The sequence below is a fragment of the Pseudoduganella sp. jia 9 genome (assembly GCF_055502615.1).
In genome coordinates this window covers 220,658-237,512 of sequence record NZ_JBUPWE010000009.1, presented here as the reverse complement: position 1 = coordinate 237,512, position 16,855 = coordinate 220,658, and the positions used below count along the sequence as shown (strand labels likewise).

Below are 16,855 nucleotides of genomic sequence, written 5' to 3'. Positions count from 1 at the left end.
ATGCGCCGCCGGCAAGGAGGCGTAGCGCTGGTCGTGACGCTGGTGATGCTGGTCGCCGTGCTGATGCTGGCGGCAACGTCGGCGGGGATGGCATTGATGGGTGAAAAGGCGGCGCGCGCCGAGCGGGACCGGTACGTGGCGCTGCAAGCTGCGGAGGATGCATTGATGGATGCGGAACGCGATATCGAGGAGGCCGGCCCCGAGCGGGCGGCATTGCTGGCGGCGCCGGGGGATTTTGCGCCGGGTTGCGGCACCGGCGCGGCGCTCGGCCTGTGCGGACCGGCGGCGGACGGGACGCCGCCGTGGCAGGCGGTCGACCTGGCCGCCGATGGTGCCACCGTGGCGCTGGGCCATTTCACCGGCGCGGCAATGCAGACCGGCCAGGGCGCGCTGCCGCTGCGGCGCCCCGCTACATCATCGAGCGGCGGCCCTATCACCGTCCGGGAGAGGATGCAGGAGCCGCCGCGCGCTATTACTACCGCGTGACGGCGATCGGTTTCGGCAACCGGGAAGGGACGCAGGCCGTGCTGCAGTCGGCCTGGCGCCGGCCCGGCGACTGAGCGGCGATCGCAAGGAGAATGCCATGGGCAGTTCGACCAGCCTTGCCGTGCCGCCGCGCCGCCCGCCGTCGCGCTGCGGCCCCGGCACGCCATACCGGCGCCGCAGCCGCGGATGCATATCGGCGAACCCCGCGCCGAACCTGGCGCTGTGCCTCGCCGCCTGCCTTGCGCTGTGCTGCGCGGTATGCCTGCCGATGGGCAGCGCGCATCCACCGTCCGTCAAGCTCGACGACGGCGCCGCCGCGCTGGGGTGCAACGGGGCCCGTACCGTGCACGGGGCGGCGCTGGCGCTTCCGGCGGCGCAGCTGCCGGCGCCGGAGGCGGGCACGGTGCCAGCGGATGCAAGCGTGTTCCAGGTGTCGTACGACCTGTCGGCCGGCAGCGGCACGCTGACCCGGACACCGCTCGTCCATGGCGAAGCCGGTGCGTCGCGACCGCCCGATCCGCTGTGGGACGCGGCCGAGGTGCTGGCCGCCACCCCGCCCGCCGCGCGCCGGATCTACACCAGTCATGGGGATGGCCCGCAGTCCGGGATCACCGTGCCGTTCGAATGGACGCGGCTGTCGGCATCGCAGCAGGCGGCACTGGACCGGCCGCCCTCCGGCACCGCTGCCGACGGCCTCGGCGCCGACCGCGTGGCCTGGCTGCGCGGCGAGCGCGCGCTCGAAGGCGGCACGTTGCGCCGCCGCGCCGGCTTGCTGGGCGATGCGGTGCACGGCACGCCGCTGTACCTGGGCACCGGCTTGAACCTGCATGGCGATGCCGCCTATGCGGCGTTCCAGGCACGCACGCTGCGGCGTGCCCCGGCCGTGTACCTCGGCGCCAACGACGGCATGCTGCACGCGTTCGATGCCGGCACCGGCACTGAACTGTTCGCCTATGTGCCGGCGTCGCTGGTGCCGGTACTGAACGCGTTGCCGGACCCGGGCTACACGCACCGCGCCTATGTCGACGGCCCGCTGGCTGGCGGCGAGGCCTTCATCCGCGGCGCGTGGCGCAGCGTGCTGGTGGTCGCTTTCGGTGCCGGCGGCCAGGGGCTGTTCGCGCTGGATGTCAGCGATCCCGCCGCGTTCGATATGCACCTGGGCGCGCTGTGGGAGTTCACCGGGCGCGACGATGCGGCCATCGGCAATGTATTGCAGCCGGCGCCGGTAGCGCGCCTGAAACTGCGCACCCGCAACGGCATGCCGGAGTACCGCCACTTCGCCGTTACCGGCAACGGCGTGAACAGCCAGGACGGCCGTGGCGCGCTGTTCCTGCTCGCACTGGACAAGCCGCCCGGCGAGCGCTGGCGGCTGGACGGCAATTACCATCGTCTCGACACGCCGCCCGGCGATCCGGCGCTGCCTTCCGGCCTGGGGGCGCCTGCGCTTGTGGCCGACGCGAACCATGTGCTGCGCCATGCCTGGGCGGGCGACCTGCAGGGCAGGCTGTGGCGCTTCGATTTCACCCGCAATGCGCCCTGGCGCACCAACCCGGCCATGCAGCCGGTGTTCACGGCGCGCGACGCCGCGGGCCGGCCGCAGCCGATCACCCAGCCGCCGCTGGTCGTGCATGCGGAAGGCGGCGGCTATTTGGTGCTGTTCGGCACCGGCAGCCTGCATGGCAGGGAAGAGCGCGATCCGGCCCGGTTCGCGCCGCAGTCGTTTTATGCGGTGTGGGACGATCCGGCCGCGCCGCCGGCTGCCGTGCCGCCGGACCGTGCCGACCTGCTGGAACGGCGTGCGGAGGGTGCCGCCGGCGACGCGGCGTTCGTCGTTTCCGGCCGCCACGCATCGGTCGGCGCAGGCGGCCGGGCCCGGGGCTGGTACCTGGATTTCGCCGGCGGTGCCGTAGCCGGCGAGCGCAGCCTCGTCCCCGGCGCGATCGCGGACGGCAAGCTGGTCTTCACTACCGTGGAGCCCGGCAGCGATCCTTGCGCGGACAGCGCCAGCCGCACGTACATCCTCGATGCGCTGTCCGGCTTGCCGGTGGACGGCAGCGGCACCGTGCCGGCGCGCGGCGCGGCCGGCCTGCTGGCGCCCGGCCTGGTCCAGGGAGCGCCGCTGCTGTCGCCCGGTGCGCGCACACGTACGCCGCACGATCCGACGGGCCGCATCCGCGTGGCACGCGACACGGTGATCGTGCATTTCACGGCGCAAGGCGGGCAGGTGCCGGGAGGCAGCAGCGCCAGCTGGCCGGCGGGCCGCCTGTCGTGGCGCGAAGTGGCGAACTGGCGGCAGTTGCACCGCCAGGCAACGGGGGCAGGGCAGCCATGACGGGGCGCGCACGAAGGCGGGACATGCAAGGCAGCTTGACCCGGGGCAGCCTGGCTCCGGGCGGTTTCACGCTGATCGAGGTGATGGTGGTGCTCGCGATCGCCGGCATCCTGGCCGCCATGGCCTATCCCGGCTACGCCCAGCATGTCATCCGCACCAGGCGTACCGAAGGGCAGGCAGCGCTGCAGGCGCTGATGCAGCAGCAGGAGCGCTACTTCACGCAACACAATCGCTATACCGCGTTCGGCGCCGGAGCCGGCATTGCCGATGCGCAGCTGTTCCGCTGGTGGTCTGGCGGCAGCCCGGCCACCAGCGCCTACGAAATCGAAGGCAGGGCATGCGACGGCGAAGACATCGCCGACTGCATACAACTCATCGCCACGCCGGGCACGGCGCGCGTGGACAGCAATTACCGGGACCCGTCATGCGAACGATTGATCCTCACCAGCACCGGCCTGCGCCAGGCCACCGGCCCGGCCGCCCGCTGCTGGCGCTGACGCGGCCGGCCCGCCTGGCGGCGTTTACGCTGGTCGAGGCGATGGCCGCCGTGGCCGTGGCCGCCATCCTGATGAGCGCGGCCGTTCCCGGCTTCCAGGCGATGCTGGAACGCCATGCCGTGCGCGCCGCGGCCGCCGACCTGCTGGCGGCGCTGCACCTGGCACGCTCGCAGGCGATCGGCCGCGGCGAAACCGTCGTCGTCGCACCCGTCGATCCCGCCGGCACGGCCTGGCGCGACGGCTGGGCCGTCTTCGCCGATTCCGATGGCGATGCGCGGCCCGGACCGGGCGAAACGGTGCTGTTCCGGCACGGCCCGGCAGCGGACCGCCTGCGCATCTGGTCGCGGCTGACGCACACTGCGCCGCCCTTCTATGTCGCCTATAATAGTGCGGGCCGTACTTGCCGCGCCGGCAACAGCCTGGCCGCCAACTGGGGCACGCTGTCGCTGCAGCTCGGCCGTACGCAGCGCAATATCAAGATCAACATGCTGGGCCGCGCACGCTTGTGCGATCCCCGGCTGGAAACCGGCTGCAGCATGGCGAACGAACCTGCAAACATACCTGCAAACATATCTGCAAGCGAATCTGCAAACGTATCTGCTAGCGAATCCGCCACCGCGGCGGCCGGCGAATGAGGACCATGGAAACCAATGACGTTCACACTGCGGCGCCCGCTGCCGCGGACGACCTGGCCGGCGTACGCATCACCGACGACGTCGCCGGCATGCGCCTGGCGCTGCAATGGGCGGAACGCGGCCTGTACACCACGTCGCCGAATCCGCACATCGGTTGCGTCATCGTCAAGGACGGCATCGTCATCGGCGCCGGCGTCACGCAGCCGGCCGGCCAGGATCACGCGGAAATCCAGGCGCTGAAGGATGCGCAGCGGCGCGGCTTCGACGTGCGCGGCGCCACCGCCTACGTGACGCTGGAACCGTGCAGCCACTACGGCCGCACGCCGCCATGCTGCGACGCGCTGGTGCGATCAAGCCTGGGCCGCGTGGTCGCGGCGATGGAAGACCCGAACCCGCTGGTGGCCGGCCAGGGCCTGGCGCGGCTGGCGCAGGCCGGCATCGCGGTATCGTCCGGCGTGCTGGCCGACGAAGCCCATGAACTGAACATCGGCTTCTTCTCGCGCATGACGCGGCAGCTGCCTTGGGTGCGCATGAAAGCGGCCGCCAGCCTGGATGGCATGACGGCGCTGCACAACGGCGCCAGCCAGTGGATCACCGGCGAAGCGGCGCGCAACGATGGCCACGCGTGGCGCGCCCGCGCCTGCGCCATCCTGACCGGTATCGGCACCGTCAGGGCGGACGATCCGCAACTGAACGTGCGCGCCGTGGCAACGCCGCGCCAGCCGCGCCGCATCGTCGTCGACAGCCGGCTCGAGATCGACCCGGGCGCCCGCGTGCTGCAGGGCGGCGGCACGTGGATCGTGGCGGCCGTGACGGACCACGACCGCGAAGCGCGGCTGCGCGATACCGGCGCCGAGATCCTCACGCTGCCGAATGCGCAGGGGAAGGTCGACTTGCCCGAACTGATGCGCGAGCTGGCACGGCGGCAGGTCAACGAACTGCATGTCGAGGCGGGCACGAAGCTCAATGGCTCGCTGGTGCGCGAAGGCTGCGTCGACGAGCTGCTGCTGTACCTGGCGCCCACGCTGCTGGGCGATGCCCAGGGCATGTTCGCGCTGCCGGCGCTGGCCGACCTGGCCGGCAAGGTCCCGCTGAAATTCCACGAAGCGAAGATGCTGGGCGACGACCTGCGCATCCTGGCCCGCTTCATCGATAAAAACACCCATTGAAAGAGAAGAGCACACCATGTTTACCGGAATCGTCGCCGCTGTCGGCAACATCGCAACCGTAACCCCGCTGCCCGGCGGCCATGACGCCGGCGTGCGCCTCGTGATCGATGCCGGCGGCCTGCCGCTGGCCGACGTGGCGCTGGGCGACTCGATCGCCATCAACGGCGCCTGTATGACCGTGGTCGAGAAAACGGCGGACAGCTTCGCCGTCGACGTGTCGCGCGAAAGCCTGAACTGCACCGCGGGCCTGGACAGCGTGGGCGAAGTCAACCTGGAGAAGGCGCTGACCCTGCACGAGCGCCTGGGCGGCCACCTGGTGTCCGGCCACGTGGACGGCCTGGGCATCGTGCGCAAGTTCGAGCCGGTGGGCGAATCGTGGGAACTGGTCGTCGAGGCACCTGCCGAACTGGCCAAGTACCTGGCATTCAAGGGCTCGATCGTCGTCAACGGCGTGTCGCTGACCGTCAACCGCGTCGAGGACGTGGCCGGTGGCTGCCGCTTCTCGATCAACCTGATCCCGCACACCATCCAGGTCACCACGCTGAAGCACCTGAAGGTGGACAGCAAGGTCAACCTGGAAATCGACCTGATCGCCCGCTATGTCGAGCGCATGCTGTCGGTAGGCAAAGACGTTCAAGGCTGACCCGATGAAGCCGCTGCCTGCCTTGCTCCTCTGCGCCGCGTGCGTCGGCGCGGTGCAGGCCAGCAAGGCGGGCGGCAACATGCCGGTCGTGTTCGAACCGGCCGGCCCGCAGAAGATGCCGGGCCGGGAAGTCTGCAGGGATGCACCTGCGCGGGCCTCCGGCAACGACACCGCGGCGATGACGGCCCTGCTGGCGGCGCCCGAATACGCATCGGTGCGGCCACTGTTCAACGCGGCGCAGCCGCAGGTGATGTGGTGGATCCGCAATGCCGCATCGATGGAACTGCAGGCGCTGCTGACGGCGTTCCACGAAGCGAACCACATGCTCGATTTCGCACTGTCCGCATGCCACGGCAACCGCGCCGTGTTCCATTTCCGCGGCGAGATCCACGTCACCGACTATGTGCGCGGCCAGGCACCCGGCTTCGTGCTGGCGGACAGCGAGATCCCGGCGGACATCAAGGCGCAGCCGAACGGCCGCTACGCCGTGTATTTCGGCAACCGCAACGTCAACCGCGGCGATTTCTTCCCGCTCATCGACGAACTCAATGCCCACGTGGCCGGCGCCGAATTCGAGGTGGCGCTGGCGGACACGCCGCTGTACCGGGCGACAGCGGTCCAGGCCAGGTCGATCAACGGCAATATCGGCGGCATGGCCGACTTCATGCTCTACACGGGCGCCTACCTGAAAGCGCTGCGCGCCAGCGATCCGGATGCATGGAAACGGCTGGTCGCGCGCAAGAAAATGATGGCCCACGTGCAGCGGCTGTGGACGGCCGCCGAAGCCGTGCTGGCCAGGGCGGCGCCGCTGGCGCCGGAGCACGGCGGCCTGTACCAGTATCCGGCGGCCGCGCTGAACGCGGCCTATGCACCGGCGCTGCTGGCGGAACTGGAAGCGGCCGGCATCCGCCACGGCGGTCGTGCGCCGCCACCCAAGCCGGTACCGGAGCCGGTGCCGGTACTGGAGCCGGTCAGCGCGCCTTCCGCGGCGCAATGAAATCCTGCTGCACCGCCGCCATCAGCAGGTCCGGCGGCAGGATGCCCTGGGCGATCACGAAATCGTTGAATTCCTTCTGCCGGAACTTGTCGCCCAGTTCGATCTCGGCCAGCGTGCGCAGGGCGCGCAGCTTGACGTAGCCGTAGTAGTACGAGGTGGCCTGGCCGGGCGAGCGGTACGAGTAGCGGTCCACCTCCGACTGCGCGAACGGCTCCGACAGCACCACTTCGCGCATCAGGAAGGCCTTTGCTTCGGCCGGTGTCATGCGCCCCAGGTTGATCGACGGGTCGAGCATTGCGCGTGCCATCCGCAGCATGCGCATCTGCAGCGACACGAGCTGGCTTTCAGGGGACATGTAGGGCAGCATCAGCGCTTCCGAGTACAGGCCCCAGCCCTCCACGTTGGTGCTGTTGAAAGCGAAATTGGCGCGTGCGATCGACATGCCCTGTTCCACCATCGAGGCGAACTGCAGCTCGTGGCCGGGGCGCGCCTCGTGCGCGGAAAGTGTCCACGCCATGGCCTCATAGTCGAAGTCGTCCATCTTGCCCTTCGATTTTGGATTCGACAGCGGAATGACGAATTCGCCGTATTCGCCCGTGTTGCCGATCAGGCGGGGCGGGCTCATGAACGGTGCCGGGATGGAGGCCGCCTCGGCATCCGTGGCGATACGGATGTTCGGCGCGCGCTGGGGCAGGCTCACAATGTCGTGTTTGCGGATGATGTCCTCGATCTCCTGCACGCTCTTGCGGTAGAACGGCAGCAGTCCATCGGCCGGGATCGACTTTTTCTTCAGCTCGCGGATCACGTCGCGGTAGTCGCTGGACGGCAGCTTGCGCTGCGCGGCGATCGTGTTGGCAACCACCTGCATCTGGTCGCGCACTTCCTGGAAATCGAAGCTGGCGCGCTCGATCATCTGTTCCGGCGCGATGTCGACGCCCACGTTCACGAGCTGGTCCTTGTACAGCGCCGCGGGCAGCCGCACTTCCTTGCGGGCGCGCGGCAGGATGCTGGCGCGGGTCCAGTCGTCGTAGGCCTGCACCTGTTTCTTCAGGGTCTCGACATCGGCTTCCCAGCCGGTCAGCTTCGCCGCCTTGAACAGTTCGGCGATGCCGGCGAGGTAGGTGGGATTATTGGCCAGCCCATCCTCGATCTCGGCCAGGTAGGGGCCGATCAGCCCTTTGCGCGCGAGTTGCTCCTCGCCGCGCTGGCGCACCAGGGTGGCCAGCGGCGTCATGCCCGCTTCACCGCCGACGTAGCGCTTCAGGCGCACCAGCGCGGCTTTCTGGCGCTCCGGCTTGTTGCGCGGATCGAGCAGGGCCTGCAGGCCGCCGTACACCAGTTCGGCCACGTTCACGTAGTTCAGCAGGTACTGGTGCTCCAGCTTCATCGTGGCGATCTTCTTTTCGCGCGAGTCGATCAGGATCTCGAGGTCCTGGCGCACCTTCGGGTCCTGTTCGGCCGCGCGCTGGCGCCGCAGCGATGCCAGGCGTTTTTCGGTATCGGCCAGTTCGCGCTCGTAGTCGCGCGGCTTGAAGTCGGCCACCGCGGTATCGAATTCCTCGCTGCCCAGCGACGAGGCATTCTCGGGCTGGTACTTGCCCGCGTCCTGCAGCACGGGCTGGGAGTAGGCGTCGCTCTTGGCGACCCAGGCGGGTGCGGCGGTGGCGATCGCACTGCACAGCAGCAGGGCGGTCAGGGTGGCGAGGCGGCCGGCGCGTTGCATGGAGCTTCCTTTCTGTTCGGTACCCGGATGGGCGAAGGCCAGATTGTATGCCGCCCCACGGCCCGGTTGACATAAACTTCGGGCATGACCGTCTCCGATCTTCGCGAAGCCCTGCTGTTCCTGCTGCTGGCGGGGCTGGCCGTGCCCCTGCTGCAGCGCCTGCGCATCAACCAGATGCCGGGTTTCCTGCTGGTGGGCCTGTGCTTCGGCCCCCACGGCCTGGGCACCTGGGCCGGCGACCAGCCATGGCTGGCCGACATCACCTTCCACGACGTCGAAGGCGTCAGGATGTTCGGCGAACTGGGCATCCTGTTCCTGATGTTCATGATCGGCCTGGAGCTGTCGCCCGCCAGGATCTGGGCCTTGCGGCGCGACGTGTTCGGCAGCGGCGTCCTGCAACTGGTGCTGACCGCGGCCGCGATCGGCGCGATCGCTTTCGCCTTCGGCAACCCCGCCGCGCCGGCACTGACGATCGGGGTCACGCTGGCGATGTCGTCCACCGCCGTCGTCATGCAGCTGCTGAGCCGCGGCGGTGCGCTGGGCACGCCGCTGGGGCAGGCCTGCTTCGCCATCCTGATGCTGCAGGACCTGGCCGTGGTGCCGGTACTGATCCTCGTCGAGGGCCTGGCCGGCAGCGCCGGCGCCGCGCTGGGATGGACCCTGCTGCTGGCGATGGCCAAGGCCGCGGCCACGATCGCGCTGGTGTATGTGGCCGGCCGGCGCCTGGCGCGCCCGCTGTTCGCCGCCTTCGCCGTGCAGCGGCAACCCGAAGTCTTTGTGGCGCTGATCCTGCTGCTGACCCTGGGCGTGGCGGCAGCCACCGCGGCGGCCGGGCTGTCGATGGCGCTGGGCGCGTTGCTGGCCGGGCTGCTGCTGGCCGACACGGAATTCCAGTACGAAGTCGAGATCATCGTCGAGCCGTTCCGCGGCCTGTTGATGGGCATGTTCTTCATGGCGGTCGGCATGGAGCTGGACCTGCGCATCGTGGCGCAATACCCGCTGCTGCTGCCGCTGTCGGTGCTCGGCCTGCTGCTGGTGAAGGGAAGTGTCGTTGCCGTGCTGCTGCACCGGCTGGGATGGGGCCGGGCCATGCGCGCCGGCTTGCTGATGGGGCAGGGTGGCGAATTTGCCTTCATCATTCTCGGCTACGCGGTCGGCGCGGGGCTGCTGGCCGGCGCGACCGGCCAGTTCATGCTGGTGCTGGTCACGGCCAGCATGCTGGCCGCGCCGGGCGCCGCCGCGCTGGGCGCGCGCATCGAACGTATCAAGCGCCTGGCGCGGCAGGCCGGCGGCGAAGGCCCGGCCGTGTCCGATGCCGGCGCCGCGGAACATGCGCACCGCGCCGGCCACATCATCATCGGCGGCTACGGCAGGGTGGGGCGGCTGGTGGCGGACGTGCTGGCGCGGCAGGGTATCGCGTGCGTGGCGGTGGAGCGCGACCACCACCTGGCGGCACAGGCCAGGGATGGCGCGCCGAACGTGTTCTCGGGCGACGCGTCGGTACCGGACATGATGGCCCGCCTCGGCGTCGGCCGCTCTGCCGGCGTGGTGCTGACGATGGACGATCCGAAGGCGGCCCTGCAGGCGACGCAGGCGCTGCGCCGGCAGTATCCGGCGATTCCGGTCTTCGCGCGCGCGCGCGACGAAAAACATGCCCGCCTGCTGAAGGATGCGGGCGCGGCCGGGGTGATCTCGGAAACGGTGGAGTCGGGCCTGCAACTGGCCCATTTCGCGCTCGGCGCAGCCGGCATGCCGGAAGGCGCGGCCGGCTTCCATATCGGGGTGGAACGTTCGGAGCGGCTGGCGAGGATGGGTCCCGCCGAGGGCGCAGCGCCGCCGGCGGGGGAGTGAGGCCTGTAGGCCGGGGTGTTACAGCAGCGTGGCGTCCAGCGTGATTTCCGCGTTCAATAATTTCGACACCGGGCAGCCGGCTTTCGCCTTGGCCGCCAGTTCCTGGAACTTCGCATCGTCGGCACCGGGGATCTTCGCCTGCAGGGTCAGGTGCACGGCGGTGATGGCAAAGCCGTCGTCCTGCTTCTCCAGCGTGACATCGGCTTTGGTTTCCATCTTCTCGGCGGTCAGGCCCGCTTCGCCGAGGATCAGCGACAGGGCCATCGTGAAGCAGCCCGCATGCGCGGCGCCGATCAGTTCCTCGGGGTTGGTGCCCGGCTTGCCTTCGAAACGGCTGGCAAAACCGTACGGATACTCCTTCAGTGCGCCGCTCTGGCTGCTGATGGCGCCCTTGCCGTCCTTGATGCCGCCGGACCAGACTGCCGAACCGTTAGTCTTCATCGTGATCTCCTCAACAGGGTTGGTTGGTGAAGCTCCCGTATCTTATGCTGTCCAGTGGCGAGCGGCGTCCCGCTTGCGGGAGAGGCGCAAGCGGTGGCGCCGGCCCCTTCGCTCAGCCGAATCGCGCGGCCGGCACGCCGGCCACGTCGGTGCGCACCGAGAACAGCGCGCCGGCATGCGGGTCGGCGTCGCGCTGCGCCGCGTCGAAGCCTTGCCAGGCGCTGGTGATGTACAGCGTTTTCAGGTCGGCGCCGCCGAACGCCACGGACGACGGCTGCGTGACCGGCATCGGGATCGTCGCCAGCAGTTCGCCGCCGGGGCTGTAGCGGCACACGCGCGCGCCGCCCCACTGGGCGATCCATACGCAATCCTCGCTGTCCACCGTCATGCCGTCCGGCGAGCCTTCGCCGTCGCCGAACTGGCGCCACAGTTGCGGCGTGCCCAGGCTGCCGTCCGGATGCACCGCATACGCATAGGTACGGTTCAGGAAGCTGTCGTTGTGGTACATCGTGCGCCCGTCCAGGCTGAAGGTCGGGCCGTTGCAGATGTGGTATTCGGGCAGGGCCACGTGCAGGCTGCCGTCCGGGTCGAGCCGGAACAGCTTGCCGTCGGCGCGGCTTACGTCGCGCGCGTTCATCGACCCGGCCCAGAGCCGTCCCGCGGCATCCGCCTTGGCATCGTTCAGGCGGATGCCGGTGTCGGCGCCGGGCAACCGGTGCAGGTATTCGAAGCGTGGTTCGGGGTCCAGCCACAGGCGCACGATGCCGTCGCGCAGGCCGGCCATGTAGCCGTCGCCATCCTTGCGGGGAACCAGCCAGCAGACGTAATCCGGCAGGGGCCAGGCGTGGCGCGTGCCGGCGCCATCGAGCGCGTGCAGCGTGTTGCCGACCAGGTTGACGAAATACAGGCGATCATGCTCGGGAATCCAGACCGGGCCTTCGCCCAGTTCGGCGCCCAGCGGCCACAGGTTTAGCGGGGTCATATCACATCCGGTAAGTTGAAAAGTTAGCGCTCATCCACCGGAATTTAACCGAAAACCCCCGGCGCGTGGGCATGCCGGCGTGAACCACGCGAAATTGTGATCGCAACGCGCGCGCAGGTTATCGGTGGCGCGCGATCCGGCCGGTGCGCCCTCAGCGCTCGCTGGCAAGCTGCAGCAGGGAGCGCCGCGGCTCCCCCAGGGCAAACGCCTCGCGCACCGCCGCGCGCAGTTCGTTGTCGTCCCAGGGCTTGCCGAGGAATTTGTAGATCGTGCCCTGGTTGATGGCCTGCTGGATGCTGTCCAGGTCCGCATAGCCCGACAGCAGCATCCGCACCGTGTGCGGATACAGCTCGCGCGCCCGCGCCAGGAATTCCGTGCCGTCCATGTGCGGCATGCGCTGGTCCGACAGCACCACCTGCACATCGTTGGTGGCCAGCAGTTCGAGCCCCTGCCGGGCGCTGCTGGCCAGCAGCACCCGGTAACCCTCGCGTCGGAATGCCCGTTCCAGCGCGTGCAGCACGCCCGGTTCGTCGTCGACCAGCAGCAGCGTCCGGGTTGCCGGCGGCGGCACCGCCACGGCTGCCAGCATGCGTTGTTCGCGCAGCAGGACGGACAGCTCGTCCACCGGCAGGGGGCGGCTGAACAGATAGCCCTGGATCTTGTCGCAGCCCATGTCGCGCAGGAACGCCAGCTGGCCTTCCGTCTCGACCCCTTCGGCCACCACGACGAGGTTCAGGCCATGTGCCAGCGCCGTCGTGGCGCGCGCGATGGCGGCGCTGCGCGGATCGGTTGTGATGTTCCTGACGAAAGTCTGGTCGATCTTCAGCTTGTCGAGCCGGAAGCGCGACAGGTAGCCGAGCGACGAATAACCGGTGCCGAAATCGTCGAGCGAGATGGACACGCCCATCGACGCCAGCTCGTTGAGCTGCATCTGCGTGTGTTCGCTGTCGTGCATCATCACGCTTTCCGTCAGTTCCACTTCCAGCCAGCGGGGCGCCACGCCGTTATCGCGCAGCGCCTTGCGTACCACGGCCGGCAAGGTGCCCGCGGCGAACTGGCGCGCCGACACGTTGACGGCCACCGTCATCGGCGGCAGGCCCTTCGCATGCCATGCCTTCATCTGCCGGCACGCTTCCTCGATGACCCAGGTGCCGATGCCGAGGATCAGGCCGCTGTCTTCCGCCAGCGGAATGAAGTCGCCGGGCGGAATCATGCCCAGTTCCGCGCTTTGCCAGCGCAGCAGTGCCTCGACGCCGGTGACGCGGCCATCCGCCAGCGCCACCTGCGGCTGGAAGTACAGGCGCAGTTCGTTGCGCTCGATCGCGTGGCGCAGGTGCACCTCGAGCGACATCCAGCGCAGCGCGTGGGCATTCATCTCGCCCGTGTAGAAATGGAAGTTGTTGCGGCCGTTTTCCTTGACATGGGAAAGCGCCACGTCCGCGCCCGTCAGCAGCGCGCCGGGCGTGGCGCCGTCGCGCGGATAGATGCTGATGCCCACCGACGCCGTCACATACAGGTCCTGGCCGGCCAGGCGCACGGGCTCGGCCACCTGTTCCATCAGCTTGCGCGCGGTGACGATGATGTCGTCGACGTTCTGGCAGCGCGCCAGCACCAGCGCGAATTCGTCCGCGCCAAGGTGCGCCAGGGTATCGCCCGGCGGCACGATGGCGGCCACGCGCCGGGCGACTTCCTGCAGCAGCGCGTCGCCGGTGGGATGGCCGAGCGCGTCGTTGATGCGCTGCAGCCGGTCGATGTCGAACAGCAGCAACGCCACCTCGTTGCCGCCGTGCTGCGCCGCCGCCAGTGCCAGCTGCAGCCGGTCGTTCAGCAGGTTCCGGTTCGGCAGCAGCGTCAGCGGATCGTGGTTGCTGAGGAAATCGAGCTGCGTGTGCGCTTCCTTCAGCGCGCTGATGTCGCTCGATACGGAGACGTAGGCCACCACCTGCTCGCGCTGGTCGCGCACGGCGTTGATGCGCAGCCGTTCCGGGTACACTTGGCCGTTCTTGCGGCGGTTCCAGATCTCGCCGGCCCACTGGCCCTGGGTTTCCAGGCTGTGCCACATGGCGCGATAGAACGCGCTGTCGTGCCGGCCCGAGCGCAGCAGCCGCGGATTCTGGCCCATCACTTCCCGCTCGGTATAACCGGTGGTCTGCTCGAACGCGGGGTTGACGCCGATGATGCGGCCCTGGGCATCCGTCATGGTGATGCTGTCCTGCGTGCTGTCGAAGACCTGCGCCGACAGCCGCAGGCGTTCCTCGAGCGCGCGGCGCGCGGTAATGTCGCGCAGGATGCTGGTAAACAGGGCCTCGCCGTCGACATTCACCGCCGACAGCGCCAGTTCGCCGGTGAACTCCTCGCCATCCTTGCGCTTGAGCGTCAGTTCGACGATGCGCGTGCTGTACGAACGCTCGCGGCTCTTGCGGTAGCGCTGCACGCGCTCGCGGTGCTCGGCCAGCGAGCGTTCCGCGATCAGCAGCGTGATGGGCTGCCCCAGCATCTCCTGTTCCTTGTAGCCGAACATGGCCTCGGCGGCACGGTTGAAGTGCAGCACGCGTTCGTCCTGGTCGGAGCCGATGATCGCATCCGGCGCCGACTGGGTCATCGCGCGGTAGCGCGCTTCGCTGGTGCGCCGCGCCGCATCCGCATGGCGCCGGGCGGAGGCTTCCATCTGCAACTGCGCGGCATGGCGCTGCACCACCTCGTACAGGTTCATGTTTTCGTAGGCGACCGCCAGTTGCGCGGCCAGCATGCGGATGAACTGTTCGTCGGTATCGTCGAAGCAGGGCGCGTCGCGGCGGTTCGCGGCATACAGCCAGCCGTACAGGTGGAACTGGTCGCGCACGGCCAGGCCGAGCAGGTTGGCCACTTCCGGATGGCCGCCCGGCAGCGCCGGCATGTCGCCGTCGGAGCGGCAGCGGCGCAGCACTTCGCGCCGGTCCATCATCGCGCCGGGGAAGGCGCCGCGCTCGACCAGCACGGGCTGCACCAGGGCGACGTCGATGCCGATCGCTTCCACGTGCTGCACGCTGTTTTCATGCGCGTCCAGCAGGCACAGGACCACGATGTCGGCATGCAGGATCGCGCTGGCGGCCACGCAGAAACGGTGCGCCATCGCACCCGCATCGCGTTCGCCATTCAGGCGCAGCGACAGTTCGTGCAGCGCCGCCATCCGTTCCACGGTCGTTTCCGGGGTTGCAGCCGGAGGCGAGTGGGCAGGGAATGCCGCCGCTGGCAGCGAATCGAAGTACGCCGCTGCCTGCGGCGTGGCCGCGCGGGCGACTTCGCCGGACGACTTGAGGTACGCTTCATCCAGTCCCAGCTCCAGGTTCACGGCGTCCAGGATCGCCTGTGGTTCGGCGGGCTTGGGCAGCACGGTGCGCACGGCGCACGCCGCCCCCATGGTGCGCAGTTCCGGCAGCGAATAGGTAGCGGAGAAAAAAATGACCGGCGTGCCGGCCAGGTCGGGTGTGGCGCGCAGGTGCTGCACGAACTCGTAGCCGTCCATCGTCGGCATCAGGATGTCGGTGATCACCAGGTCCGGGCGGTGACGGTGGCACAGTTCCAGTGCCTGGGCGCCGTCGATGGCTTCGAGCACGGTATGGGAGGTAAAACCGAGCAGTGTCAGCAGGTAGTCGCGGTTGGTGGGCCGGTCATCGACGATCAGAATGGTGGACATGATGCCTTTTCGACAAGTCGATCCTGTGAATGCATGCTACCCCGCGACTCTGGCAGCGGGCGCACGACTGTTGTCTTCGATAGCCGGTGCGGCAGGAAATGATGCTCTGCCGTACTGGCCTTCCGGCCGATCATAGCCAGTACAGTCGAGGTTGCCTATGGTTTTGTTGGTTTTCAGATAAGCATGACAGCTTGTTCCAATGGAAATCCACGGCAATCCGCAGGGCGCTGGATTGTCGGGTGAAAGCGCGCCAAATCCATTAAAATAGCGGGTTGCGAAACACGCCAAGGATTTATTACATGACTATCTCCAGCACTGAAGAAATCGTCGCCGAGCTGCGCGCCGGGCGCATGGTGATCCTGGTCGATGAAGAGGACCGCGAGAACGAGGGCGACCTGGTGCTGGCGGCCGATTTCGTCACGCCGGAAGCCATCAACTTCATGATCCGTTATGCTCGCGGGCTGGTTTGCCTGACGCTGGCCGAGGAAATCGTCGACCGCCTCGAGCTGCCGCTGATGGCCACCCGCAACGGCACTTCGTTCGGCACCAACTTCACCGTGTCGATCGAGGCCGCCGAAGGCGTGACCACCGGCATCTCGGCGGCCGACCGTGCCCGCACGATCCAGGTGGCCGTCGCCAAGGGCGCCCAACCGTCCGATCTGGTGCAGCCTGGCCACATCTTCCCGCTGCGCGCCGTCAAGGGTGGCGTGCTGATGCGCGCTGGCCACACCGAGGCGGGTTGCGACCTGACCGCCATGGCGGGGCTGACGCCGGCTTCCGTGATCTGCGAGATCGTCAAGGACGACGGGACGATGGCACGCCTGCCGGACCTGCTGGAATTCGGCAAGGAGCACGGCCTGAAGATCGGTACCATCGCCGACCTGATTCACTACCGCAGCGCCAAGGAGTGCATGGTCGAGCGCATGGCCGAGCGCGAACTGCGCACCGCGCACGGCGACTTCCGCATGATCGCCTTCCGCGACACGCCGAGCGGCTCGGCGCACCTGGCGCTGGTGCATGGCGACGTTGCCGCCGACGAGGAAGCGCTGGTGCGTGTGCACCAGCCGGTGTCGATCCTGGATTTGCTGGAAACGGAAGCAACCACCCACTCGTGGAATGTATCGGCTTCGCTGAAGGCCATCAAGGCGGCGAAATCCGGCGTGATGGTGCTGCTGAACTGCGGCGAGACGGCCGAGCAGCTGTTCGGCCAGCTGGCCGCGCTGAACAAGGATGCCAAGCCGCAGGGCCGTGCCGCCAGCATGGATCTGCGCACCTACGGCATCGGCGCGCAGATCCTGCGCGCACTCGGCGTACGCCGCATGAAACTGCTGGCGAGCCCGCGCAAGATGCCGTCGATGACGGGCTTCGATCTCGAAGTGACCGGCTACCTGGCCAAACCCGAAGCTTGAATCCTTCCACACAC

At 68.6% G+C, this 16,855-nt stretch carries 13 protein-coding genes and 1 pseudogene; 10 read left to right on the top strand and 4 right to left on the bottom strand.

Features of this window, described 5'->3' with window-relative positions:
- The 8 genes and pseudogenes from ACY34H_RS13605 to ACY34H_RS13570 form a co-directional block, all read left to right on the top strand.
- A pseudogene (locus ACY34H_RS13605) lies at positions 1 to 96 on the top strand (hypothetical protein); the annotation flags it as partial.
- 176 nt (positions 97 to 272) lie between these two features.
- Positions 273 to 560 (top strand): pilus assembly protein, encoded by a 288-nt coding sequence (locus ACY34H_RS13600; RefSeq protein ID WP_464978102.1) that lies wholly within the window; start codon positions 273 to 275, stop codon positions 558 to 560.
- 23 nt (positions 561 to 583) lie between these two features.
- Positions 584 to 2,818 (top strand): pilus assembly protein, encoded by a 2,235-nt coding sequence (locus ACY34H_RS13595; RefSeq protein ID WP_464978019.1) that lies wholly within the window; start codon positions 584 to 586, stop codon positions 2,816 to 2,818.
- Positions 2,819 to 2,841: 23 nt separating this feature from the next.
- A complete protein-coding gene (locus ACY34H_RS13590; protein WP_464978018.1) occupies positions 2,842 to 3,315 on the top strand; it encodes a type IV pilin protein in 474 nt (157 codons plus the stop codon).
- Positions 3,243 to 3,950 carry a GspH/FimT family pseudopilin gene (locus ACY34H_RS13585; RefSeq protein WP_464978017.1) on the top strand — a complete coding sequence of 236 codons (708 nt, stop codon included), beginning with the start codon at positions 3,243 to 3,245 and terminating at the stop codon, positions 3,948 to 3,950. The genes ACY34H_RS13590 and ACY34H_RS13585 overlap by 73 nt, the downstream gene beginning before the upstream one ends.
- A gap of 89 nt (positions 3,951 to 4,039) precedes the next feature.
- Positions 4,040 to 5,119 carry a bifunctional diaminohydroxyphosphoribosylaminopyrimidine deaminase/5-amino-6-(5-phosphoribosylamino)uracil reductase RibD gene (ribD, locus tag ACY34H_RS13580; protein WP_464978101.1) on the top strand — a complete coding sequence of 360 codons (1,080 nt, stop codon included), beginning with the start codon at positions 4,040 to 4,042 and terminating at the stop codon, positions 5,117 to 5,119.
- 16 nt (positions 5,120 to 5,135) lie between these two features.
- Positions 5,136 to 5,762 carry a riboflavin synthase gene (locus ACY34H_RS13575; RefSeq protein ID WP_464978016.1) on the top strand — a complete coding sequence of 209 codons (627 nt, stop codon included), beginning with the start codon at positions 5,136 to 5,138 and terminating at the stop codon, positions 5,760 to 5,762.
- Between the two features lie 4 nt (positions 5,763 to 5,766).
- Positions 5,767 to 6,759 (top strand): hypothetical protein, encoded by a 993-nt coding sequence (locus ACY34H_RS13570; protein WP_464978015.1) that lies wholly within the window; start codon positions 5,767 to 5,769, stop codon positions 6,757 to 6,759.
- Here ACY34H_RS13570 and ACY34H_RS13565 read toward each other — a convergent pair.
- A complete protein-coding gene (locus ACY34H_RS13565; RefSeq protein ID WP_464978014.1) occupies positions 6,734 to 8,482 on the bottom strand; it encodes a DUF885 domain-containing protein in 1,749 nt (582 codons plus the stop codon). The two genes, ACY34H_RS13570 and ACY34H_RS13565, sit on opposite strands and share 26 nt — an antisense overlap.
- A gap of 84 nt (positions 8,483 to 8,566) precedes the next feature.
- On the opposite strand from ACY34H_RS13565, the gene ACY34H_RS13560 reads away from it, so the two are divergent.
- On the top strand, positions 8,567 to 10,333 hold the full coding sequence (locus ACY34H_RS13560; protein WP_464978013.1) for a cation:proton antiporter domain-containing protein: 1,767 nt from the start codon (positions 8,567 to 8,569) through the stop codon (positions 10,331 to 10,333).
- Positions 10,334 to 10,351: 18 nt separating this feature from the next.
- On the opposite strand, the gene ACY34H_RS13555 is transcribed toward ACY34H_RS13560, so the two are convergent.
- The 3 genes from ACY34H_RS13555 to ACY34H_RS13545 form a co-directional block, all read right to left on the bottom strand.
- A complete protein-coding gene (locus ACY34H_RS13555) occupies positions 10,352 to 10,774 on the bottom strand; it encodes an OsmC family protein (protein ID WP_464978012.1) in 423 nt (140 codons plus the stop codon).
- Positions 10,775 to 10,886: 112 nt separating this feature from the next.
- Positions 10,887 to 11,756, bottom strand: coding sequence for an SMP-30/gluconolactonase/LRE family protein (locus tag ACY34H_RS13550; protein WP_464978011.1), 870 nt, complete (start codon positions 11,754 to 11,756; stop codon positions 10,887 to 10,889).
- A 151-nt stretch (positions 11,757 to 11,907) separates the two neighbouring features.
- The gene (locus tag ACY34H_RS13545; protein WP_464978010.1) at positions 11,908 to 15,432 is read right to left on the bottom strand and encodes an EAL domain-containing protein; all 3,525 of its coding nucleotides are present in this window, start codon (positions 15,430 to 15,432) and stop codon (positions 11,908 to 11,910) included.
- 299 nt (positions 15,433 to 15,731) lie between these two features.
- On the opposite strand from ACY34H_RS13545, the gene ribBA reads away from it, so the two are divergent.
- The gene (gene ribBA / locus ACY34H_RS13540; protein ID WP_464978009.1) at positions 15,732 to 16,841 is read left to right on the top strand and encodes a bifunctional 3,4-dihydroxy-2-butanone-4-phosphate synthase/GTP cyclohydrolase II; all 1,110 of its coding nucleotides are present in this window, start codon (positions 15,732 to 15,734) and stop codon (positions 16,839 to 16,841) included.
- The last annotated feature ends 14 nt before the right edge of the window (positions 16,842 to 16,855 follow it).